The sequence below is a fragment of the Lignipirellula cremea genome, from assembly GCF_056501455.1.
In genome coordinates this window covers 1,837,146-1,853,356 of the sequence record NZ_CM151415.1, presented here as the reverse complement: position 1 = coordinate 1,853,356, position 16,211 = coordinate 1,837,146, and the positions used below count along the sequence as shown (strand labels likewise).

10 protein-coding genes are annotated in these 16,211 nt (G+C 66.6%); 4 read left to right on the top strand and 6 right to left on the bottom strand.

Annotation, left to right across the window (positions count from 1 at the left end; genetic code table 11):
- Positions 1-4: 4 nt before the first annotated feature.
- From SH602x_RS07230 to SH602x_RS07220, 3 genes are all read right to left on the bottom strand, one after another.
- Complete coding sequence (locus SH602x_RS07230; protein ID WP_479476145.1) at positions 5-2,215, bottom strand: tyrosine-protein kinase family protein; 2,211 nt, start codon at positions 2,213-2,215, stop codon at positions 5-7.
- A 5-nt stretch (positions 2,216-2,220) separates the two neighbouring features.
- Positions 2,221-3,216, bottom strand: coding sequence for a leucine-rich repeat flightless-interacting protein (locus tag SH602x_RS07225; protein WP_479476144.1), 996 nt, complete (start codon positions 3,214-3,216; stop codon positions 2,221-2,223).
- 463 nt (positions 3,217-3,679) lie between these two features.
- Positions 3,680-5,461: an NEW3 domain-containing protein gene (locus SH602x_RS07220; protein ID WP_479476143.1), complete on the bottom strand. Its 1,782-nt coding sequence runs from the start codon at positions 5,459-5,461 to the stop codon at positions 3,680-3,682.
- Between the two features lie 317 nt (positions 5,462-5,778).
- Between SH602x_RS07220 and hemQ the strand changes: the two genes are divergently transcribed.
- The 3 genes from hemQ (at position 5,779) to SH602x_RS07205 (ending at position 7,812) form a co-directional block, all read left to right on the top strand.
- Positions 5,779-6,633, top strand: coding sequence for a hydrogen peroxide-dependent heme synthase (gene hemQ / locus SH602x_RS07215; RefSeq protein WP_479476142.1), 855 nt, complete (start codon positions 5,779-5,781; stop codon positions 6,631-6,633).
- 79 nt (positions 6,634-6,712) lie between these two features.
- Positions 6,713-7,189: a hypothetical protein gene (locus SH602x_RS07210; RefSeq protein WP_479476141.1), complete on the top strand. Its 477-nt coding sequence runs from the start codon at positions 6,713-6,715 to the stop codon at positions 7,187-7,189.
- 161 nt (positions 7,190-7,350) lie between these two features.
- Positions 7,351-7,812 (top strand): hypothetical protein, encoded by a 462-nt coding sequence (locus SH602x_RS07205; RefSeq protein WP_479476140.1) that lies wholly within the window; start codon positions 7,351-7,353, stop codon positions 7,810-7,812.
- A gap of 24 nt (positions 7,813-7,836) precedes the next feature.
- Here the strand turns inward: SH602x_RS07205 and SH602x_RS07200 are convergent, their stop codons facing one another.
- Positions 7,837-10,116 carry an AAA domain-containing protein gene (locus SH602x_RS07200; protein WP_479476139.1) on the bottom strand — a complete coding sequence of 760 codons (2,280 nt, stop codon included), beginning with the start codon at positions 10,114-10,116 and terminating at the stop codon, positions 7,837-7,839.
- A 296-nt stretch (positions 10,117-10,412) separates the two neighbouring features.
- Here SH602x_RS07200 and SH602x_RS07195 point away from each other — a divergent pair, with 296 nt between their 5' ends.
- Positions 10,413-11,585 carry a tetratricopeptide repeat protein gene (locus SH602x_RS07195; RefSeq protein WP_479476138.1) on the top strand — a complete coding sequence of 391 codons (1,173 nt, stop codon included), beginning with the start codon at positions 10,413-10,415 and terminating at the stop codon, positions 11,583-11,585.
- A gap of 19 nt (positions 11,586-11,604) precedes the next feature.
- Here the strand turns inward: SH602x_RS07195 and mnmG are convergent, their stop codons facing one another.
- Positions 11,605-13,464 (bottom strand): tRNA uridine-5-carboxymethylaminomethyl(34) synthesis enzyme MnmG, encoded by a 1,860-nt coding sequence (gene mnmG, locus SH602x_RS07190; protein ID WP_479476137.1) that lies wholly within the window; start codon positions 13,462-13,464, stop codon positions 11,605-11,607.
- Between the two features lie 105 nt (positions 13,465-13,569).
- Positions 13,570-15,981 (bottom strand): DEAD/DEAH box helicase, encoded by a 2,412-nt coding sequence (locus SH602x_RS07185; protein ID WP_479476136.1) that lies wholly within the window; start codon positions 15,979-15,981, stop codon positions 13,570-13,572.
- Between the last annotated feature and the right edge of the window lie 230 nt (positions 15,982-16,211).

The following is a 16,211-nucleotide window of genomic DNA, read 5'->3' as shown; positions in this document are numbered from 1 at the left end:
CGGCTCAGCCGTTCTCTGCGACGGCGACCGGGTCGATGCCGGCCTTGCGCAGTTGATCGGCGGCCCGCAGCAGCGCGTCGCGGGGGGTCTTGTCCCCCTGCGTGACGATCAGGCAGGCCTCGAAGGGAAGTTTGCGGTGCCGCAGCGACTGCGTCGGCATGGTGGGCAGATCGATCAGCACGACGTCGTACGAGCCGGCGATGCCCTGCAGGACTTGCTGCACGCGCGGATCGAGGAGCGTCACTTCGGGACCGCCCCCTTCCTGCGCGAGCGGGGCGACCGCCAGATGATCCTTGACCGACGCGACAGTCACTTCGCCCCAAGGGAGCGTCCCGTCGACCGTCTTGCGCCAGCAGGTCTGACCGGAGATCCCGAGGCGTTCGGCGATCTCGGGCTGGGTGAAGTTGCCGTCGATCAGCAGGACGTCGTGCTGCTGCTGTCCGAGCCAGGCGGCCAGGCAGAGCGAGAGCGTCGTCTTGCCCGCGCCGCCGACGAGGCTGGTCACGCCCCACAGCTTCTTGCCCTGGCGAGCGCAGTCGACGATCGCCTGACCGAGCGCGGCGAACTGATCGGCTTCCGTTTGCATCAGGGCGCGGCAGATCGGCGGCCAGTCGAACTCGTCGACTTCCCACATCGGACGGAACGTCTCGTCGACCGGGCTCTCATGAGCCGGCGCGATCGGGCTTCCGTGCAGTTCGGTCTCGAACGAAGAACGGGACGACGCGAACGTCGAAGGCCCGTCGTACGTCGCCGCTCCGCCGCCGGAGCCGAACGAGGGATCTGCATTGGCGGCGAGATGCGGGCCGGGGAGCGTCTTCGCCGACGGCGCGTCGATGCGATAAGACGTTCCGACCGCAGGCTTCTGCGGCGGCGCGATCGGGGCCGCGGCAGCGCGGAGGCTCTCCGTCGCTCGCAGCTTCTCGACGATATCCGATCCGGCGTCGAAGACCGGTCCGCGGGAGGGCGCGGTTCGCGGATCGACGGTCGCGGCGGCGTGCGGCGTCGATGCCGCGACCGTCGCCGTTTCGAGGTCGAGCTGTTCCTGTCGCCGAGCCAGTTCCTCGGTCCGTGCGACGAGTTGATCCTGTTGTTCTTCGAAGCGTTCCCGCATTTCGCGGAAGGCGACTTCGTGATCCTTGTACGATTCGAGGTGCAGCCGGAGCCGGGCTTCCTGGGACTTCAGTTCGGCTTCGCGATCGGAGAGCGCCGACTGCCGCAGGCGGAGCTCGGCCTCGCGCTGCTTCAGGCGGCTCTGCTGCGCGGCGAGATCGTCCTTCTGCGTCTTGAGACCGTTCTCCTTCTCGACGATCTGCTTCTCGCGATCCTTCCGTTCGGTCGCGGACTCTTCCCACGAGCGAACGCTCGCCGCGAGTTCGGCCTGCTGGCGATCGAGCAGTTCCTTCTGCGAAGCCAGTTCGGCACGCTGGCGTTCGACCTGCAGGCGGCTGTCGTTCAGGCCGCGCTGATGATCCGCCATCGAGCGTTCGTGCTCGGCGAAGGCGGACTTCTGGCGCGAGAGCTCGGCGCGCTGCGATTCGAGCGTCGCCTGCTGGGCGGCGATCGCGTCCTGACGGGCCTTCAGCGACAGGCGTTCGCTTTCGATCGACGCCTGAGCGTCGCGGATCGCATCCGACCGTCGCTTCAGATCGGTCTGCAGCGTCTGCAGTTCGGTCCGCTCGCGTTCCAGCTTCGACGCCCGTTCGGCGACTTCATGCGAGCTCCGGGCGAGCTCTTCTTCCTTCGCGGAGAGAAAGCCTTCCCGATCGCGAAGCAGCCGTTCGCGCTGCGCGAGGGCTTCTTCGCGCTCCTGATAACGCGCGAAGGTGGCATTCAGGTCGGCTTCGGCGACGTCGAGCGCCGACTCGCGCTCGGCGATGCGCTGTTCCAGCCGCGAGAGTTCGTCGTACGCGCCCTGCAACTCGTGCGAGCGACGTTCGAGCGTCCGCCAGGCGGCCGAGTTCGGCAGGTCCGACGTCGTGGGAGCGACCGGCTCGGCGACGGAGGAGCGTCGTCTCGCGGAAACGGCGCGGCGTCGCAGCGAAGGCGCCGGGCGCTCTTCGACGGCGGCCGCTCCTTCCAGGCGATACCAGGCGCCGGAGGCGAATTCCCGTTCGGCGTCTTGCGCCGCAGCGGAGGACGTGGCATTAGCTCCGCCTTGCGTCGTCGCCGACGGACTGCGGTAAGCCTTGCGCAGCGCTCGATCGAATGCAGTCATCCTGATCACCTAACGGGGGTCTTTTCGAGCGTGTCGCCCAGACTGGCAGCGCGGGGAGCGGCGGAGGCGCCTTCGGCGGTCCGTATCGCGCTGGACGGGAGGTCGAAGTTCGCGTCAGCGGGATAGCGATACTTCGCCGGATCGGTTTCGGGATAGGTCTCCACCGGCAGCCCCGAAAGCGCCGGATCGACGCTTACGCTGGCGGACGAGGAGGCGTTGATCGCAGGCGTTCCGGAAGCAGCGGCGCCGAGCGCGGGCGACATTGCAGGGTCGTTCGGCATCGCCGCGGCGGTCGAGCCGTAGTCGGCGGAGGCAATGCCCGAGACCGACGGAGTTTCGTAAGCAGGCTGGAATCCGCCGTCGCTGGGGAGCGACGGTTCCGGGTAAAGCGTCGCCGGATCGACGGCTTCCGGAGCGGAGACGTACGGCTCGGAGGGCGACGACAGGTCGCCCATGTCGAGCGTCAGCGACGGCTCGGCGCCGAGATCGGGAACGTCGTCGGCGGCATCCGACCCAGGATTGAAGCAGGCATAGAGCCCCACGAAGGCGGCGACCAGCGCGACGCCGGCCAGCACGTTGTAGGGAGCCCGGAAGATGTGGGTGACGAAGCTGCCGGAGGACTTCGCGTTTCCGGAGGACTTCGCTTCGGGCCTGGCGCCTCGACGCTTTTCTTTGGACGAGCGCGTCGTCGGAGCGTCTTCTTCGAGTTCTTCGTCCGACTCGAACGCTGCGGCCCGTTGCCGTTCGGCGATCTCGCGAAGATAGGCGGGCGCTTCTTCGAGCGACTCGTCTTCTTCGGCCAGTTCCGGAGCCGCGGTACGAGAACCTTTCGAGGTCGAATCGCCACGCTCGCGACGGCTGTCCGACGCGCGGGACGAATCGGCAGTTCCGGCGGAGCGGTTTTTCGTCGTCGAGCGAGTCGTTTCGTCGCCGTCGAGCGATTCATCGTCCGCGAGATCGACGTCGCCGAGGCGCGGCAAGCGGATCCAGATCGGAGTCAAGCTTGCGCCGGTTCCGCCTGTCGCCGTGGCGGCCGGCTTTGTCGCGGACGTATTTCGGTTCGACGTGGCGGCCATGGAGCTTCGCTTCCGTGCGCGCTGCGATGCCGGGACGGTTCACTCCTTGAACCGTCGCCCGTTATCTATTCAGAAGCCGGTCGCTTCCGAACGAGGATCTCGTGCGATCTCTTCAGAACATCGGTAGCGACTGCGAGGATCTTTAGCGTTGCGCGGATAATAGCGATGCAAGAAGAGCCATGGAATGCGAGATTGCTGCCGGCGCACGCCCTAGCCGCAGAATTCTTTCGCCTGAAATGCCGACACGTTTCCGCTTCCGCCGGATGAGGCGCCCGTCGGCGGGACGCGAGGAAACGAAAAGAGGCGAGGTCCGCAGACCTCGCCTTCGATTCGGCTCGCTTATCCGTGCGGCGCTAGCTGCTCACATGCTAGCGCCACTCGGCCCCCTTCAGGGGCGAGAGGCGACTCGCTTGCGAGGCGCTTCGTAGAAGTGAACGTTCGCCTCCTGCAGCAGGCCCCGGTCGAGCGTCTCGCTGTTGAGGATCACCTGGATCAGGTGATCGCCCGCGGTCTTGCCCTGAACGGTGAAGAGGACGGTTCGCTGTTCGCCCGCTGCCAGGTCGAACGCGGGCACCAGAACTTCCTGCGACGTTTCGCCCGCGGAACTGACCGCGTCGATCTCTTCCGGCAACAGGACGCGGATCTTCACGTTCCGCGCGTCGTCGTTCCCGCGGTTGGAAAGCTTGACCGCGATCGTCATCGCTTCGCCGAGCGAAACGGCGCCGGCTTCGTTGACGAGGGTCATCCCGAGGTCCGCATAGGCGGCGATTTCGGTCTCATGCACGACGGACGTCGCCGACAGGCTCTCCGCCTGGGCCGAGGCCGCGAGCGACTGCGCCCCGACCGAACCCGCCGCCGCGACGAATTGCAGGACCTCGGTCTTTCCGACCGCGATCTCCGGGACCGTCAGCGTCAGGATGCGTTCGTGCGGCTCGTACCGGGCCGCGCGATCGAGCGTGCGGATGTCCAGGCCTTCCGGAATCTGGCAACGCACGACGACCTGCCGCAGCGTCGTCTCGCCCGCGTTCGAGACGGAGACGCGATAGACGCCCGTATGCCCGCTGTGCATGACCGAGGGGCCTTCGACCTCCAGTTCCAGATCGCGGCGCAGGATCTTCATCTCTCCCGAGATCTCCGCAGCGACGTCGTCCGCCGCGACGGTGCGAAACGTCACGGGCATCGAGCCCGCATCTCGCGGGGTGACGGTGAACGTCGCTTCGCGCGACTCGCCCGGCGGGATCGCGCCCAACTTTCGATCGCCTCTCCCCTGGTCGTCCGCCTCGAACGTCGAGGGGAATTCGGCGAGCAGCATGACGTCGTGCGCCGGCGTGCCGCCCGCATTTCGGACGACGATGCGGCAGGTCACGCGGTCGCCGGTCGCCGCGGTATCGGGCGCGTAAACTTCGAGAGTCAGGGCCGCGGGAAGGGGCGCCGCCGCGACGTTCGCCGCGTTCGTTCCCCCTGCGAAACGCACGCGGGGTTGAAAGTCGAACGCGCCCGCCCGCTGGGGAATGGCCTCGATTTCGATGACCGTTTCGCCGCCGGCAGGGATCGATCCGGCTTCGAAGAATTGACGTCCTTCCCCCGAAGTGCGACGTTCCGGACGCGTCGCGACGACTTCGATTCCCACGGGAACGTCGACGTCGACCGTCACGTCCCGTGCGACGCTCTGCCCCAGGTTACGCACGGCGATGCGAAAGGTCGTCCGCTGGCCGATCGCGGCTTCGCTGTCGCCGACGGCATCGACCGCCAGGATCGGAAGCCCGGCAGAGGCCTTCGCGTCGAGACGTCGCGGTTCGACCGGTACGACGGCGGCGGGACGTTCGGCGACGCGCACATCAGGGCCAGCAGGAACGCCCGGTCGCGATGCGACGGGAGCGTCGGAGCCGACGTTCGCCGAGACCGGGGGCGTCGGGCTCGCCGGAACGAGCGCCTGGCGATCGATCTGCCGCGTCGCCGCGTCGCGCCGTGACGACTCGACCCGCGGCACGGGGGGCGGATCGCTCGGCGTCTGTCGCGGAGGCGGGGTCGTCGGCCTCGCGTGCATCATCGACGGCGGCGGAACGGGCGGGGCGTCCCAACGATATCCGGGCGGAACCTGGGCCGATGCGATCGAAACGGACGCATGCAGGGCAGCGACGATCGTCGCCAGTCGCCAGAAACTTTTCATCGTTCGTTCCCGTCCCTTCCGTCGAGTAGCGCCGGCGCTGCCCCGAGCCGCCGTTATCTTCTCTTCGACCAGTCGCCGGCCGCAGGCGCGAAACCTTCCGATCAGCCGGCGCTCCCGACCTGTCGGGAATAGGCGGCAAACGCGTCAAGGATTAACGCTCGCCCGTCCGATGGGTCCCGGAGAAAGTCCTGGTCCGCAGCGTTCGCGGTCGTTCGGTCAGATCGCCCGGCGCCGCTGACAGCCGGGACGGAACGGCCATAATGAGGCGAATCGACGGCCGGCTCCTCCGGTCCTTCCTCGCCGAAAGAACGCTCCTCATGGCTCACCCTGCCGCCGCGACGGCCTCCGCCCCAGAAGCTTCGCTCACGCCCGAACAGGGCTGGCACTGCAATCATTTCTATTACGCCTTCGACCGCGCGACCCTGCATCGGATGGCGCCGGGCGAACGTCAGGCGGCGACGAACGCCTTCCTGGAAATCTTCGACGCGGAGCAGGGCTCATGGCCGGAGCGTCTGCAACTCGGCATCGTCGCCGGGCATAAGGCCGATTTTTCGCTGATGATGATGGACCCCGATCCGCTGAAGCTGGACGGAGTGCATCAACGGCTGCTCGCCTCGCCGCTGGGTCATGCGCTGACGCCGACATATTCCTTCGTGTCCGTGTCGGAGGTCTCGGAGTACGTGCCGACCGTCGAGCAGTTCGGGGAGAAGCTGGCGCAGGAGGGAGACGCCCCCGGCTCGCCCGCTTACGAGGCGAAGCTGAAGGGGTACGCCGACCGGCTGCCGATGATGAACCGCCAGCGCCTGACGCCCGACTTTCCGGAGTGGCCGGCGAGCTGCTTCTATCCGATGAACAAGATTCGCCACCCGCAGGCGAACTGGTTCACGACGCCCCACTCCGAACGCAATCGCATGATGGCGCAGCACGCCCTGTCGGGTCGCGCGTTCGCGGGCAAGGTGATGCAGCTCATCACCGTCTCCATCGGGCTCGACGACTGGGAATGGGGCGTCACGCTCTGGGCCCGCAATCCGCAGTTCCTGAAGGAGATCGTCTACGCGATGCGGTTCGACGAAGGGAGCGCGAAGTTTGCGGAGTTCGGCCCCTTCTATACGAGCTATCGCGCCGACGCCGCGCAGATTCTGCGACACTGCGGTTTGACGGACGGCGCCTGAACGAACGCCGGTCCGCTTCGAGGACTTCGCCCTATTTTCGCAAGCGCCGTCGACGGCTCGTCACCTTCCTGCTGCCCTCATGAGCGAACCGAATCAACCGGAAGCGGATCCTCCGAAGCCCTCGTCGACGCCGTGGCAGGGGGGAGCGAATCCCTTCGCCGACGTTCCTCCGACGATCGAGAAGCCGACCTACGTCGAGTCGCCGTTTCAACCGATGGTTCCGCCGCCCGGCTGGCGCGGCGACACGATCAACGGCCTGGCGATCGCGGGGCTCGTGCTCTCCGTGCTCGGCGCGGTGACCGGCATCTGCACGTGCGGCATTCCCGGGATCATCGGGCTCGCCCTGGCGATCCCGGCGTTTTACATGGCTCAGCACGACTTGGCGCAGTTTTCGCACCAGCTCCATCCGGTCCTGCTCAGCAAGCTGAAAACGGCGAAGAGTCTCGGCCTGGCAGGTATCATCGTAGGAGCGATCGCCTTCGTGCTCGCGTTCCTTTGCGGCGGACTCCAGATCGGGCTCCCCGCTCTTCAGGCCATCCTCGAAGAGATGAACTGACTTCGCTTTCGCGAGATCTTCGAGGCTTTCCGGATAGCCTCGAACACGACCATGGAGGGTCGTCACGACTTCGCAGATCGAAGATCGTGAAGTCGATGCGTCCGGATAGAGGCAGGATGCCGATTTCCGGACAGTCACTTAGCTCGGATGAGGGTCGAACGATGGACTCCGAGTTTTCGCAGCGCGACCGCATCCGCATGGGATTGTCGCCCGACGAGCCCATGGTCAAGGAGCAGGCCCAGTCGCCGGCCGCGAAGGCGAGAGTCGACCTGCACAAGGGACCGCCCGAGGGCTTTCGCCCGCGGCTGATTCAGGCCGTGGCTTCGGCAGGGGGCGGCGTCGGCGTCATCGCCGTCGCGATGGCGTTCATCATGAACGGCGCCTGGTCGTTCCTGTCGGTCGTCGCCTTCGCGATTTCTATGTTCGCCCTCAAGATGGTCAACGAAGACCTGTTGACGTACGGCGAAGACCTGCAGGAGCCTTACGCGACCGAGCTTCGTACCGCGCGAACCTGGGCCATTGGATCGCTCGGCGTCATCGGCGGGCTCTTGTTGCTGCTCGTGCTGGCGATGATCGTCCGGATCCTGCTGTTCCAGATGTTCGGAACGCCGGCAGGGGTCTGAGCCGCTACCCCCGACGGGCGGCGTTCAATACGCGAGGAGATCCTCGTCCCAGACCGTGCGGTAGGCGCCGCGGCTCTCCCAGTACGCCAGCGCGCGGGCGTAGAACGGATGGCCTCCCAGCGTGGCGCTGTCGCCGATCGCGATCAGCTTCCGGCGAGCTCGCGTGAGCGCGACGTTCATCCGCCGGACGTCGCCGAGAAAGCCGATCTCTCCCTCCGGATTGCTCCGAACGAGCGACAGCACGACGGCCTCCTTCTCCCGACCCTGGAAGCCGTCGACCGTATCGATCTCGATCCCCTCGAACGGAATCGAGCGGCGGAGCAGACGGACCTGCGCGGCGTAGGGCGCGATCACGGCGATCCCTTCGCCCGGCACGCCCGCTTCGATCAATCGCCTGACGATCTCGGCTGCCGCGAAGGCTTCGCGGGGATTGCGCTTGCTCTCCCCGTCGGGCTCCTTCTCTTCGAGGAACTCGGCGCCCGCAGTGTCGAAGAACGTGACCGGGGTCGTCGTCAGCGGATCGGCGATGACGCCTTCCAGATCGCTCAGCAGATGCGACGCGACGGAGGGGTCAGCCGTCAGGCTCCCTTCGTAGAACTCCGCGGACGAGAAGTCCATGATGTCGACGTGCATGCGGTACTGCACTTCGAGGCGCCGCGCCGCTTTCGTTCCCCAGCGTTCCATCAGCCGTTCCAACAGGCTGACCTGGAAGTTCTCCCGCACGGCGTCCTTCGACAGGACGGTCGGCGGAAGCTGAAACGGATCGCCTGCCATGACCATGCGCTTGCACCGCAGCGTCGCCAGCCAGCTCGCCGGCTCGGTCGACTGGCAGGCCTCGTCGACCACGGCCAGATCGAACGCCCGGTCGCCCAGGATCTCGGGATCGATGCCGGTCAGCGTCGCGCACAGGACGTCCGCTTCGGAAAGAAGCTGCCGCGCGGCGTCGCGCTCCGACTGCCGGGCGTCATAGAAGAGCGCCTTCGCTTCTTCTCGCATCTGCCGCGACGCCGGATCCCAGTTTCCCTTGCGGCCGGCTCGCTCGCGAAGTTGCGACGCCCGGGCGAGCGACTTCCGCGCGTCGCGCATGAGCGGGTGCTTCTCGATGGCGAGATCCAGCGTCGCCCCGCGCAATTCCGGAAGCACCCGCGCGGGGTGGCCGAGCCGCAACGTACGCACCCCGCGGGCGAGCAACTTTTCCAGCAGGTTATCCGCGCCGACGTTGCTCGGCGCGACGGCGAGAACTTTCTCGCCTCGTGCGATCGAACGACGGATCAGCTCGACCAGCGTCGTCGTTTTGCCCGTGCCGGGCGGACCATGGATGATCGCGACGTCCCGGGCGCGAAGCGCGAACTCGATCGCCTCCTCCTGAGATTCGTTCAGACTCGCGGTGACTTGCACGGGCGCGGTCGCGTCGCCGGTCACGCCGCTCTCCCTCGACCAGGGAAGGATCGGGCGTTGAACCGGTTCGTTCTCGCGAGCGGAGCCGTTCGCGATCGGTTCGGCGAAGCGCGGCTCGCCCCCCACGATCATCAGGTCGCGGAGTTCGGCGACGCGCGTCCCCTGCGCTTCGACGATCGTGCGCATACCGACCTGCTGTCGCCGGCGCGCCGTTTCGTCGCCCGCCAGATCGATGCGCCAGCGACCCTTCGACAGGTCGACGTCTTCGTATTCGTCCAGAGCGACCTGCACGCTCTTCTCGTCGCGGGCGCTGACGACGCAGCGCCAGCCGCGTCCATCGTCGGGTCCGTCTGCCGACAGGATCGCGGGAGACCCGATGGAAAAGCGATTCCAAGGGAGCTTGGGAATCTCGACGAAGGCGTTCTTGGCGCCTCCCTTGGCGAGCATCACGAGCAGGCGCTGACCTAGCCCGATCTGCGCGTCGAGCGATCGCAGTCCGACCAGCGAGGCACCGGTCTTCTCCGCATCTTCCCGGGTCATGGCCGTGCGGCGGGCGAGGACCTGCGCCGTCTCCGCTTCGCCTTCCAGATCGAGCAGGCGCGACAGCCGGGCGAAGTGATCACGAACCGCCCGTTCAGCAAAACGTCGACCTCCGTGCGGAACTTCGTCGACCGATTCGCGTTTAATGCCCCAGGCTCGCAGCTTCGCGTCGGCCAGTTTGCTGCCGTCGATGGCTGCGGCGACGCGGTCGAGCGTTCCGTCGGGCAGCTCGATGCGCGCGCTCCGGCCCAGGATTTCGACCGTTCCGATCTGCGGCCGGGCGACCTTTCCGACCTGTAAGAGCAGACGCACGATCGTCTTGCGATTCGTATCGGGCGGCAGCGATTCGAGATGCAGAACGCCCATCGGCGATTTTTCGACAGGCACAGAAGCCCGGCGCTGAATGTTCTGGAGACGAAGAGACGCGTCGGGAACGAAAACCGGCGTGCCGGAGTCGGCAGGCGAGCGAGTCGGAAAGCCGGCGAGCGACGAAAGTCGGGGATTATACGCGTCGCGGTCCCGGCGAACGGGCGCTCGCGGATAACGCCTTGGAGAAGAGATCCAAGATCGGCTTTAATCAGGCGAATTGATAGGAGCCGGCAGAACCGTCAGGTGCAGGTTCGCCGTCCCTGGAGCGTCCCGTGAACGAGTCGTATTTCTCGATGAACGTCCGAACGGAATCGGCGTCGCCAACCGCGACGGAGATGGTCCTGCAGCGCCTTGCCGCGCTCGAAGCCGAAGGCTTCGTCCGGCCACGCTCGCTCAGCGCGGACGCCTACCTCTCGGCGCTCGCGGAACTGGATCCTGCTTGGGCGGCGGATCTGGCGATTCTGGCGGGCAGCTATGCGGAATCCCGTTTCGGCGGCGGAAAGCTCGCGTTCGATCGGCCTTCGATCGCCGCCGCCAGCCAGCGGATCGCCGACCGGACGGACCGACTGAACCGCTCGGGCGAGATGGCTCCGCTTCGCGAAGCATGGCAGAATCGGTTCGCGATCCCGACGGAGGAGCCGACCGAGGCGGCGCCGCAATTTTCCGCGGATGCAGTCGCGACTCTCTCGCTAGCGGCGGCGGCGAACGTGCAACTCGCATCGAGCCGGTCGGGCGCCGGTTGGTTCGATCTTTCGCGACTTCGATTCCTCGATCCGGAAGAGCTTTCGCGCCGCGTCTCCCGAACGTCGGTCTCGCTCGGAAGCGCCGCCGGCGCTCTCGTCGTCGCCGCAGCGCTGGCGTCGCTCGGCACGGTTTACTTCCCGGAAGGCGTGCGGATCATCCGCAGCGCGTTCGACGGCGTTCCGGGCGACGACACGATCGCGCTTCCGGGCGCTCCGATCGCGCTCCTTTCGCCTGGCCCTGTTTCGCCTGGCCCTGTTTCGCTCAGCGTCGCCGAAGCGTCCGAACCGACGTGGCCGCGCCTTTATCCCGCGACGCATCCGCAGGCGGACGATTTCAACGACGTGATCGCCGAATCGCTGTCGAAGCTTGCCCGGCTCTACTGCGAGATCGGACGCCCCGAGCGGGCCGCGGCGATCTACTCGTACGTCGCCGATGCGCGTCCGCAGGATGACGTCGCCCAACTCGAGTACGCCGACTACCTGTTGAATCCGGACAACCCCGCGCATCGCGATCCCGATCGGGCGTGCCTGCATGCCGAGCGCGCCTACGAGCTGAATCCTTCCGACCTGCACGCCGTCGAGACGCTGACCGCGGCCCTCTGCGCGGCCGGAGATCTCGCTCGCGCGGCGGAGATTCAACAGGAATGGCTCGATCGCGAACGGCAGTCCGGCATCGCGCTCAAGGCGGAAGATCGACCCGCCTCAGCGCGGAGCGCCGGCTGAACGACAGGCTGCTGCCTCTTCAGCTTCCGCGTCCTTCGAGATGAATCGCGAGCAGGGCGATGTCCGCCGGCGTGATACCGGGGACGCGACTCGCCTGGGCCAGGCTGACCGGGCGAATGCGGGTCAGCTTCTCCCGGGCTTCGGCGCGTAGCTGCCCGATGCGGGCATAGTCGAAGCGGTCCGGAATTCGCTTGTCGGCCATCCGCTTCTGCCGGGCGATATCGTCCGTCTGGCGTTCGACGTACGGCGCGTAACGGACGTCGTTCTCCACCTGCTCGATCACCCGGGGCGGATACTTCGCCAGCTCGGGAGCCAGTTCGACCGCGTTCGCCCAGGCGAAGTCGGGCTGGTGAAACTTCTTCGTGAGCGTCAGCGCTCCGATGCGGACGCTTTCGAGGATCGCCTTCGCCTCCGCGATCTGGCGTTCCTTTTCGAGCGTCCGGTCCATGCGCGGCTGGTCGACCAGCCCGAGCGCGTGACCGATCGGCGTCAGTCGGCGGTCGGCGTTATCCTGCCGCAGCAGCAGCCGATACTCCGCCCGGCTGGTGAAGAGGCGATAGGGCTCGTCGACGCTGCACGTCGTCAGGTCGTCGATCAGCACGCCGAGGTAGGCCTGCTCCCGCGAGACGACCAGGTCGGGCTTGCCCGCCAGCGAGAGCGCGGCGTTCGCGCCGGCGACCAGGCCCTGACCCGCCGCCTCTTCGTAGCCGGTCGTGCCGTTGATCTGACCGGCGAAGTAGAGCCCGTGAACGGACTTCGTTTCGAGCGTGGGGCGAAGCTGATCGGGCGGGCAGAAGTCGTATTCCACCGCATAGCCGTACCGCAGGATCGACGCCCGCTCCAGCCCGGGGATGAGCTTGAACATGGCGTCCTGCACGTCGCGGGGCAGGCTGGTGGAGACGCCGTTGACGTAGACCTCTCGCGTCTCGCGACCTTCCGGTTCCAGGAAGAGCTGGTGGCTGGTCTTCTCCGCGAAGCGAACCACCTTGTCCTCGATGCTGGGGCAGTACCGCGGCCCGCTCGACTGGATCTGGCCCGAGTACATCGGCGCCCGGTGGAGGTTCGCGCGGATCAGATCGTGGACCTGCTCGTTGGTGTGGGCGATCCAGCAGGGGACCTGTTCCACGTCGAGCGAGTCGTGCAGGAACGAAAAGGGCTGCGGCACGTCGTCGCCCGGCTGGATCGCGGTTTGCGACCAGTCGATCGTTCGCCCGTTCAATCGCGGCGGAGTCCCGGTCTTGAAGCGATCGACGCGGAAGCCGAGTTCCTTCAGCGACGCGCTGATGCCGGTCGTGGTCCCTTCACCCGCACGTCCGCCGGGGGTCTTCGCCTCGCCCGTATGCATGATCGCGGCGAGGAACGTCCCCGTCGTCAGCACCACCCGCGGCGCGCGATAGACGGCGTCGCCCCGAACTCGCACGCCGATGATCTGTCTTTCTTCCCCCTCGCCTTCCCACACGAGAGCTTCGACTGTCTCCTGCCGCAGCGTGACGTTCTCGTGATCTTCGAGGTAGTGCTTGACCCAGAACTGGTAGCGCTTCTTGTCCGCTTGGGCGCGCGGACTGTGCATGGCCGGGCCCTTCCGCAGGTTCAGCATCCGGAACTGGATGCCGGTCGCGTCGATGGCCTGGCCCATGATGCCGCCGAGCGCGTCGATCTCCCGAACCAGATGCCCCTTCGCGACGCCGCCGATCGCCGGGTTGCAGCTCATCTGCCCGACGGTGTCAAGATTGCCCGTCAGCAGCGCCACGTTCGCGCCCGCGCGTGCCGCCGCCGACGCGGCTTCCGTACCGGCATGACCGGCGCCGATGACGAGAACGTCGTAGTCGTAGGTGACGGGGGACATGGTTTCGAGCAGCTTCTTTCGTAGGTCAGGCATTGCCTGACGGCTACTTCGTTGCGGTCAACATCTCGGTCGCAGAAGGGCAAGAAAGCGCCGCCCGACCGCGTGTCGTCGTCAGGCAATGCCTGACCTACAGAAGGTTCACTTCGCTTTCGCTGCCGCGTCCTGCCGGCGCATCTCGATCTGGGCGAGCGTCTCCTGCGTGCTGGTCGAATCGACGGCGTTGCAGATGACGGTCAGGCGATCGGCGATCTCGTCGAGTTCTCTGTACCACTCGTTCTCCGCGACCTCGGGCGGAACGATCTGCGTGAACTCGTCGCACATCAGGATCATACGCAACAGGTGCCGGAAGATGACGCCTTCCTGCTTCTGAAGTCCCTTCGCGACGATGTAGCGGTTGAAGTCGTTGAACTCCAGGCACTCGCCTGCGCACCAGACCGGCGTGACCGCGACGTCGACGCCGGGGAACTCGTACCGAAACAACAGCAGCAGCTTCTCGCCCAGGGTGAGCGGGAAGACGCGTTCCTCGCCCGGGGCGGGTCGGCGGTCCTCTTCCTTCTTGTCGGCGTTCATCATCCCCAGCCGCTCGGCGGAGACGATCCCGTAATCCAGTAGCAGCAGGTCGAGCCGGTTCGTCGCCAGCGGCCCGGGCGGCATGTCGTCGGGCCAGGGAACGCGGACGTACTTCGCCACGCTGCCCGGCATTTCAAGGACGCTTTCGAGTGCCTGAATCCGCTCGACCCGGTCGGCGCCCCCCAGCTGATGAATGACGAAGCGACCGTACAGCGGGTTCACGCCCCGCAGCCGCGACAGCTCGTACAGCGTCTCCGTTGGGATCGCCCGCTCGGGCTTGTAGGCGGGTTCGGCGGCCTCCTTCTGCTTCGCCTTTTCCGCGGCGGCCTTCGCGGCTGGCGGTAGAAAGGCCGGCTGCTTCGCGCTGCCGAACGTCAGAACGGGCGCCGCTTCTTCGGCAGACTTCTTCTGCGCGTTCTCTTCGCCGTTCTCTCCGTCGTCCGCCGTCTCCTTCAGCGGAGGTCGCGGTTCCAGCGTCACGTAACCCGCGCGGTAGAGCGTCATCAGCATCCGCTGCAACGCCTTGAGCCCCTGCTCGATCTTGCCCGTGGGTTGAAGGCGCTTCGAGACGAACTCGCGAATCCGGTCGAGCTCGGGCGACGCGTCGAGCATGTACGCCAGCATCCTCCAGGGAAGCGGCCCCTTGCTCTCCAGCGACGCGGCCGGCGCGGCGACCAGCTTCGCGAACTGGTCCTCGTTCCAGTACGCCTCGCCCTCGCGCCGCTTGGGCATCTTCTTCTTCAGCGCCTTCTTCGCCTTCAGCAGGCCGGGATCCTTGGTATCCTCCGGGATCTGGTCGTACTGCACCCTCCAGCGGAGGATCTTGACGTCGTCCTCGTGGGCCAGCGCGTAGACGAAGCCTTCCTTGTCGAACTGCGGTCTGCCCGCGCGGCCGAACATCTGGTGGGCCTGGCTCGGCTCGATCAGGCGCTTCTTCGCGGGCGGTCCATGCAGGATCGTCGGCAGCACGACGCTGCGCGCCGGCAGGTTGATCCCCGCGGCCAGCGTTTCCGTACAGATGCAGACCGAGAGGAGCTTCTGCTGGAACAGTTCCTCCACGATCAGGCGATACTTCGGCAGCACGCCGGCGTGGTGGATGCCGACGCCGCGCAGGAGGATCTGCTTGATCTTGGGGCCGGCGCCCTGCGACCAGTCGTGCGATTCGATGGCGTCGATCAGGCGGTCCTGCTGACCGGGGGCGAGGAGGGCCTTCCCCTTCATCTGTTCGGCGACGTTCCAGCAGATGTCGCGGTTGAAGCAGAAGACCAGCGCGGGCGTCTTCCGCAGTGCGGCATCGCCGGTCGCCATCTCCTCCAGCAACTCGAACAGGTACATGTCGCCGACCCACTTGAAGGTCAGCGGCACGCGACGCTCCGTACTCTCGACCAGCGTCAGCTTGCGACCCTGCCGGGCGTCGAGCCAGTAGGCGAACTCGGCGCTGTTCCCGACGGTCGCCGACAGCAGCATGGTCCTCACATGCGCGGGCAACAGCCCCAGCGACAGTTCCCAGACGATGCCCCGTTCGAGATCGTTGAAGCTGTGGAACTCGTCCATCACGACGGACGAGACGTCGGCGAAGTCGAAGGCCTCGGTATGCAACAGGCGGTTGAACAGGATCTCCGCGACGACGACCAGGACCGGCGCGTCGGGATTGATCCGTCGGTTGCCGGTGACCAGGCCGATCTTGTCCTCGGAGAAGCCCCAGCGGACGGCGGCCTCGCGCAGTTCGCGGAACTTCTGATCGGTAAGCGCGATCAGCGGCGTGGTGTAATAGGCCTTCGTTCCGCGGCGAAGGGCCTCGTAGATCGCCCCCTCGGCGATGAGGGTCTTGCCCGTGCCGGTCGGCGCGGTGACGAGCACGCCCTGGTTCTTGTCGGAGAACCATTCGAGGAGCGCCCGTTCCTGAACGGGGTAGGGCTCGTAGGGGAGCGCCTCGAAGTATTCGAGCGCGATTTCCCCTCGCGAAGGCTTATCGGACATGAGCAGGTCAGGCGGCGGCGAAAGCGGCGAAACGCTGATTCTATCGGCGCTGCCGGGAGAGCGCCCCGGTAGATGTCGTTCTCCCACCTGAGCGGGGGGCGAGAGTCCCCCGAGCGTCAATCGAACGAACGCGCCGAACCTCCGGGGGACTTTCGTCCCCCGCTCAGAAAAAGACGTCGCGCGATCCAACCGGGGAACAGCCGCGTAGAGAAGAGCAGGGGAGGCCTGAA

Bases quoted from the DNA above. Each gene is read 5' to 3' on its own strand.
- SH602x_RS07185 (WP_479476136.1), bottom strand. From the start codon at position 15,981: ATGTCCGATAAGCCTTCGCGAGGGGAAATCGCGCTCGAATACTTCGAG.
- SH602x_RS07200 (WP_479476139.1), bottom strand. From the start codon at position 10,116: ATGGGCGTTCTGCATCTCGAATCGCTGCCGCCCGATACGAATCGCAAG.
- SH602x_RS07205 (WP_479476140.1), top strand. From the start codon at position 7,351: ATGGACTCCGAGTTTTCGCAGCGCGACCGCATCCGCATGGGATTGTCG.
- SH602x_RS07210 (WP_479476141.1), top strand. From the start codon at position 6,713: ATGAGCGAACCGAATCAACCGGAAGCGGATCCTCCGAAGCCCTCGTCG.
- mnmG (WP_479476137.1), bottom strand. From the start codon at position 13,464: ATGCCTGACCTACGAAAGAAGCTGCTCGAAACCATGTCCCCCGTCACC.
- SH602x_RS07195 (WP_479476138.1), top strand. From the start codon at position 10,413: ATGAACGTCCGAACGGAATCGGCGTCGCCAACCGCGACGGAGATGGTC.
- hemQ (WP_479476142.1), top strand. From the start codon at position 5,779: ATGGCTCACCCTGCCGCCGCGACGGCCTCCGCCCCAGAAGCTTCGCTC.
- SH602x_RS07230 (WP_479476145.1), bottom strand. From the start codon at position 2,215: ATGACTGCATTCGATCGAGCGCTGCGCAAGGCTTACCGCAGTCCGTCG.
- SH602x_RS07220 (WP_479476143.1), bottom strand. From the start codon at position 5,461: ATGAAAAGTTTCTGGCGACTGGCGACGATCGTCGCTGCCCTGCATGCG.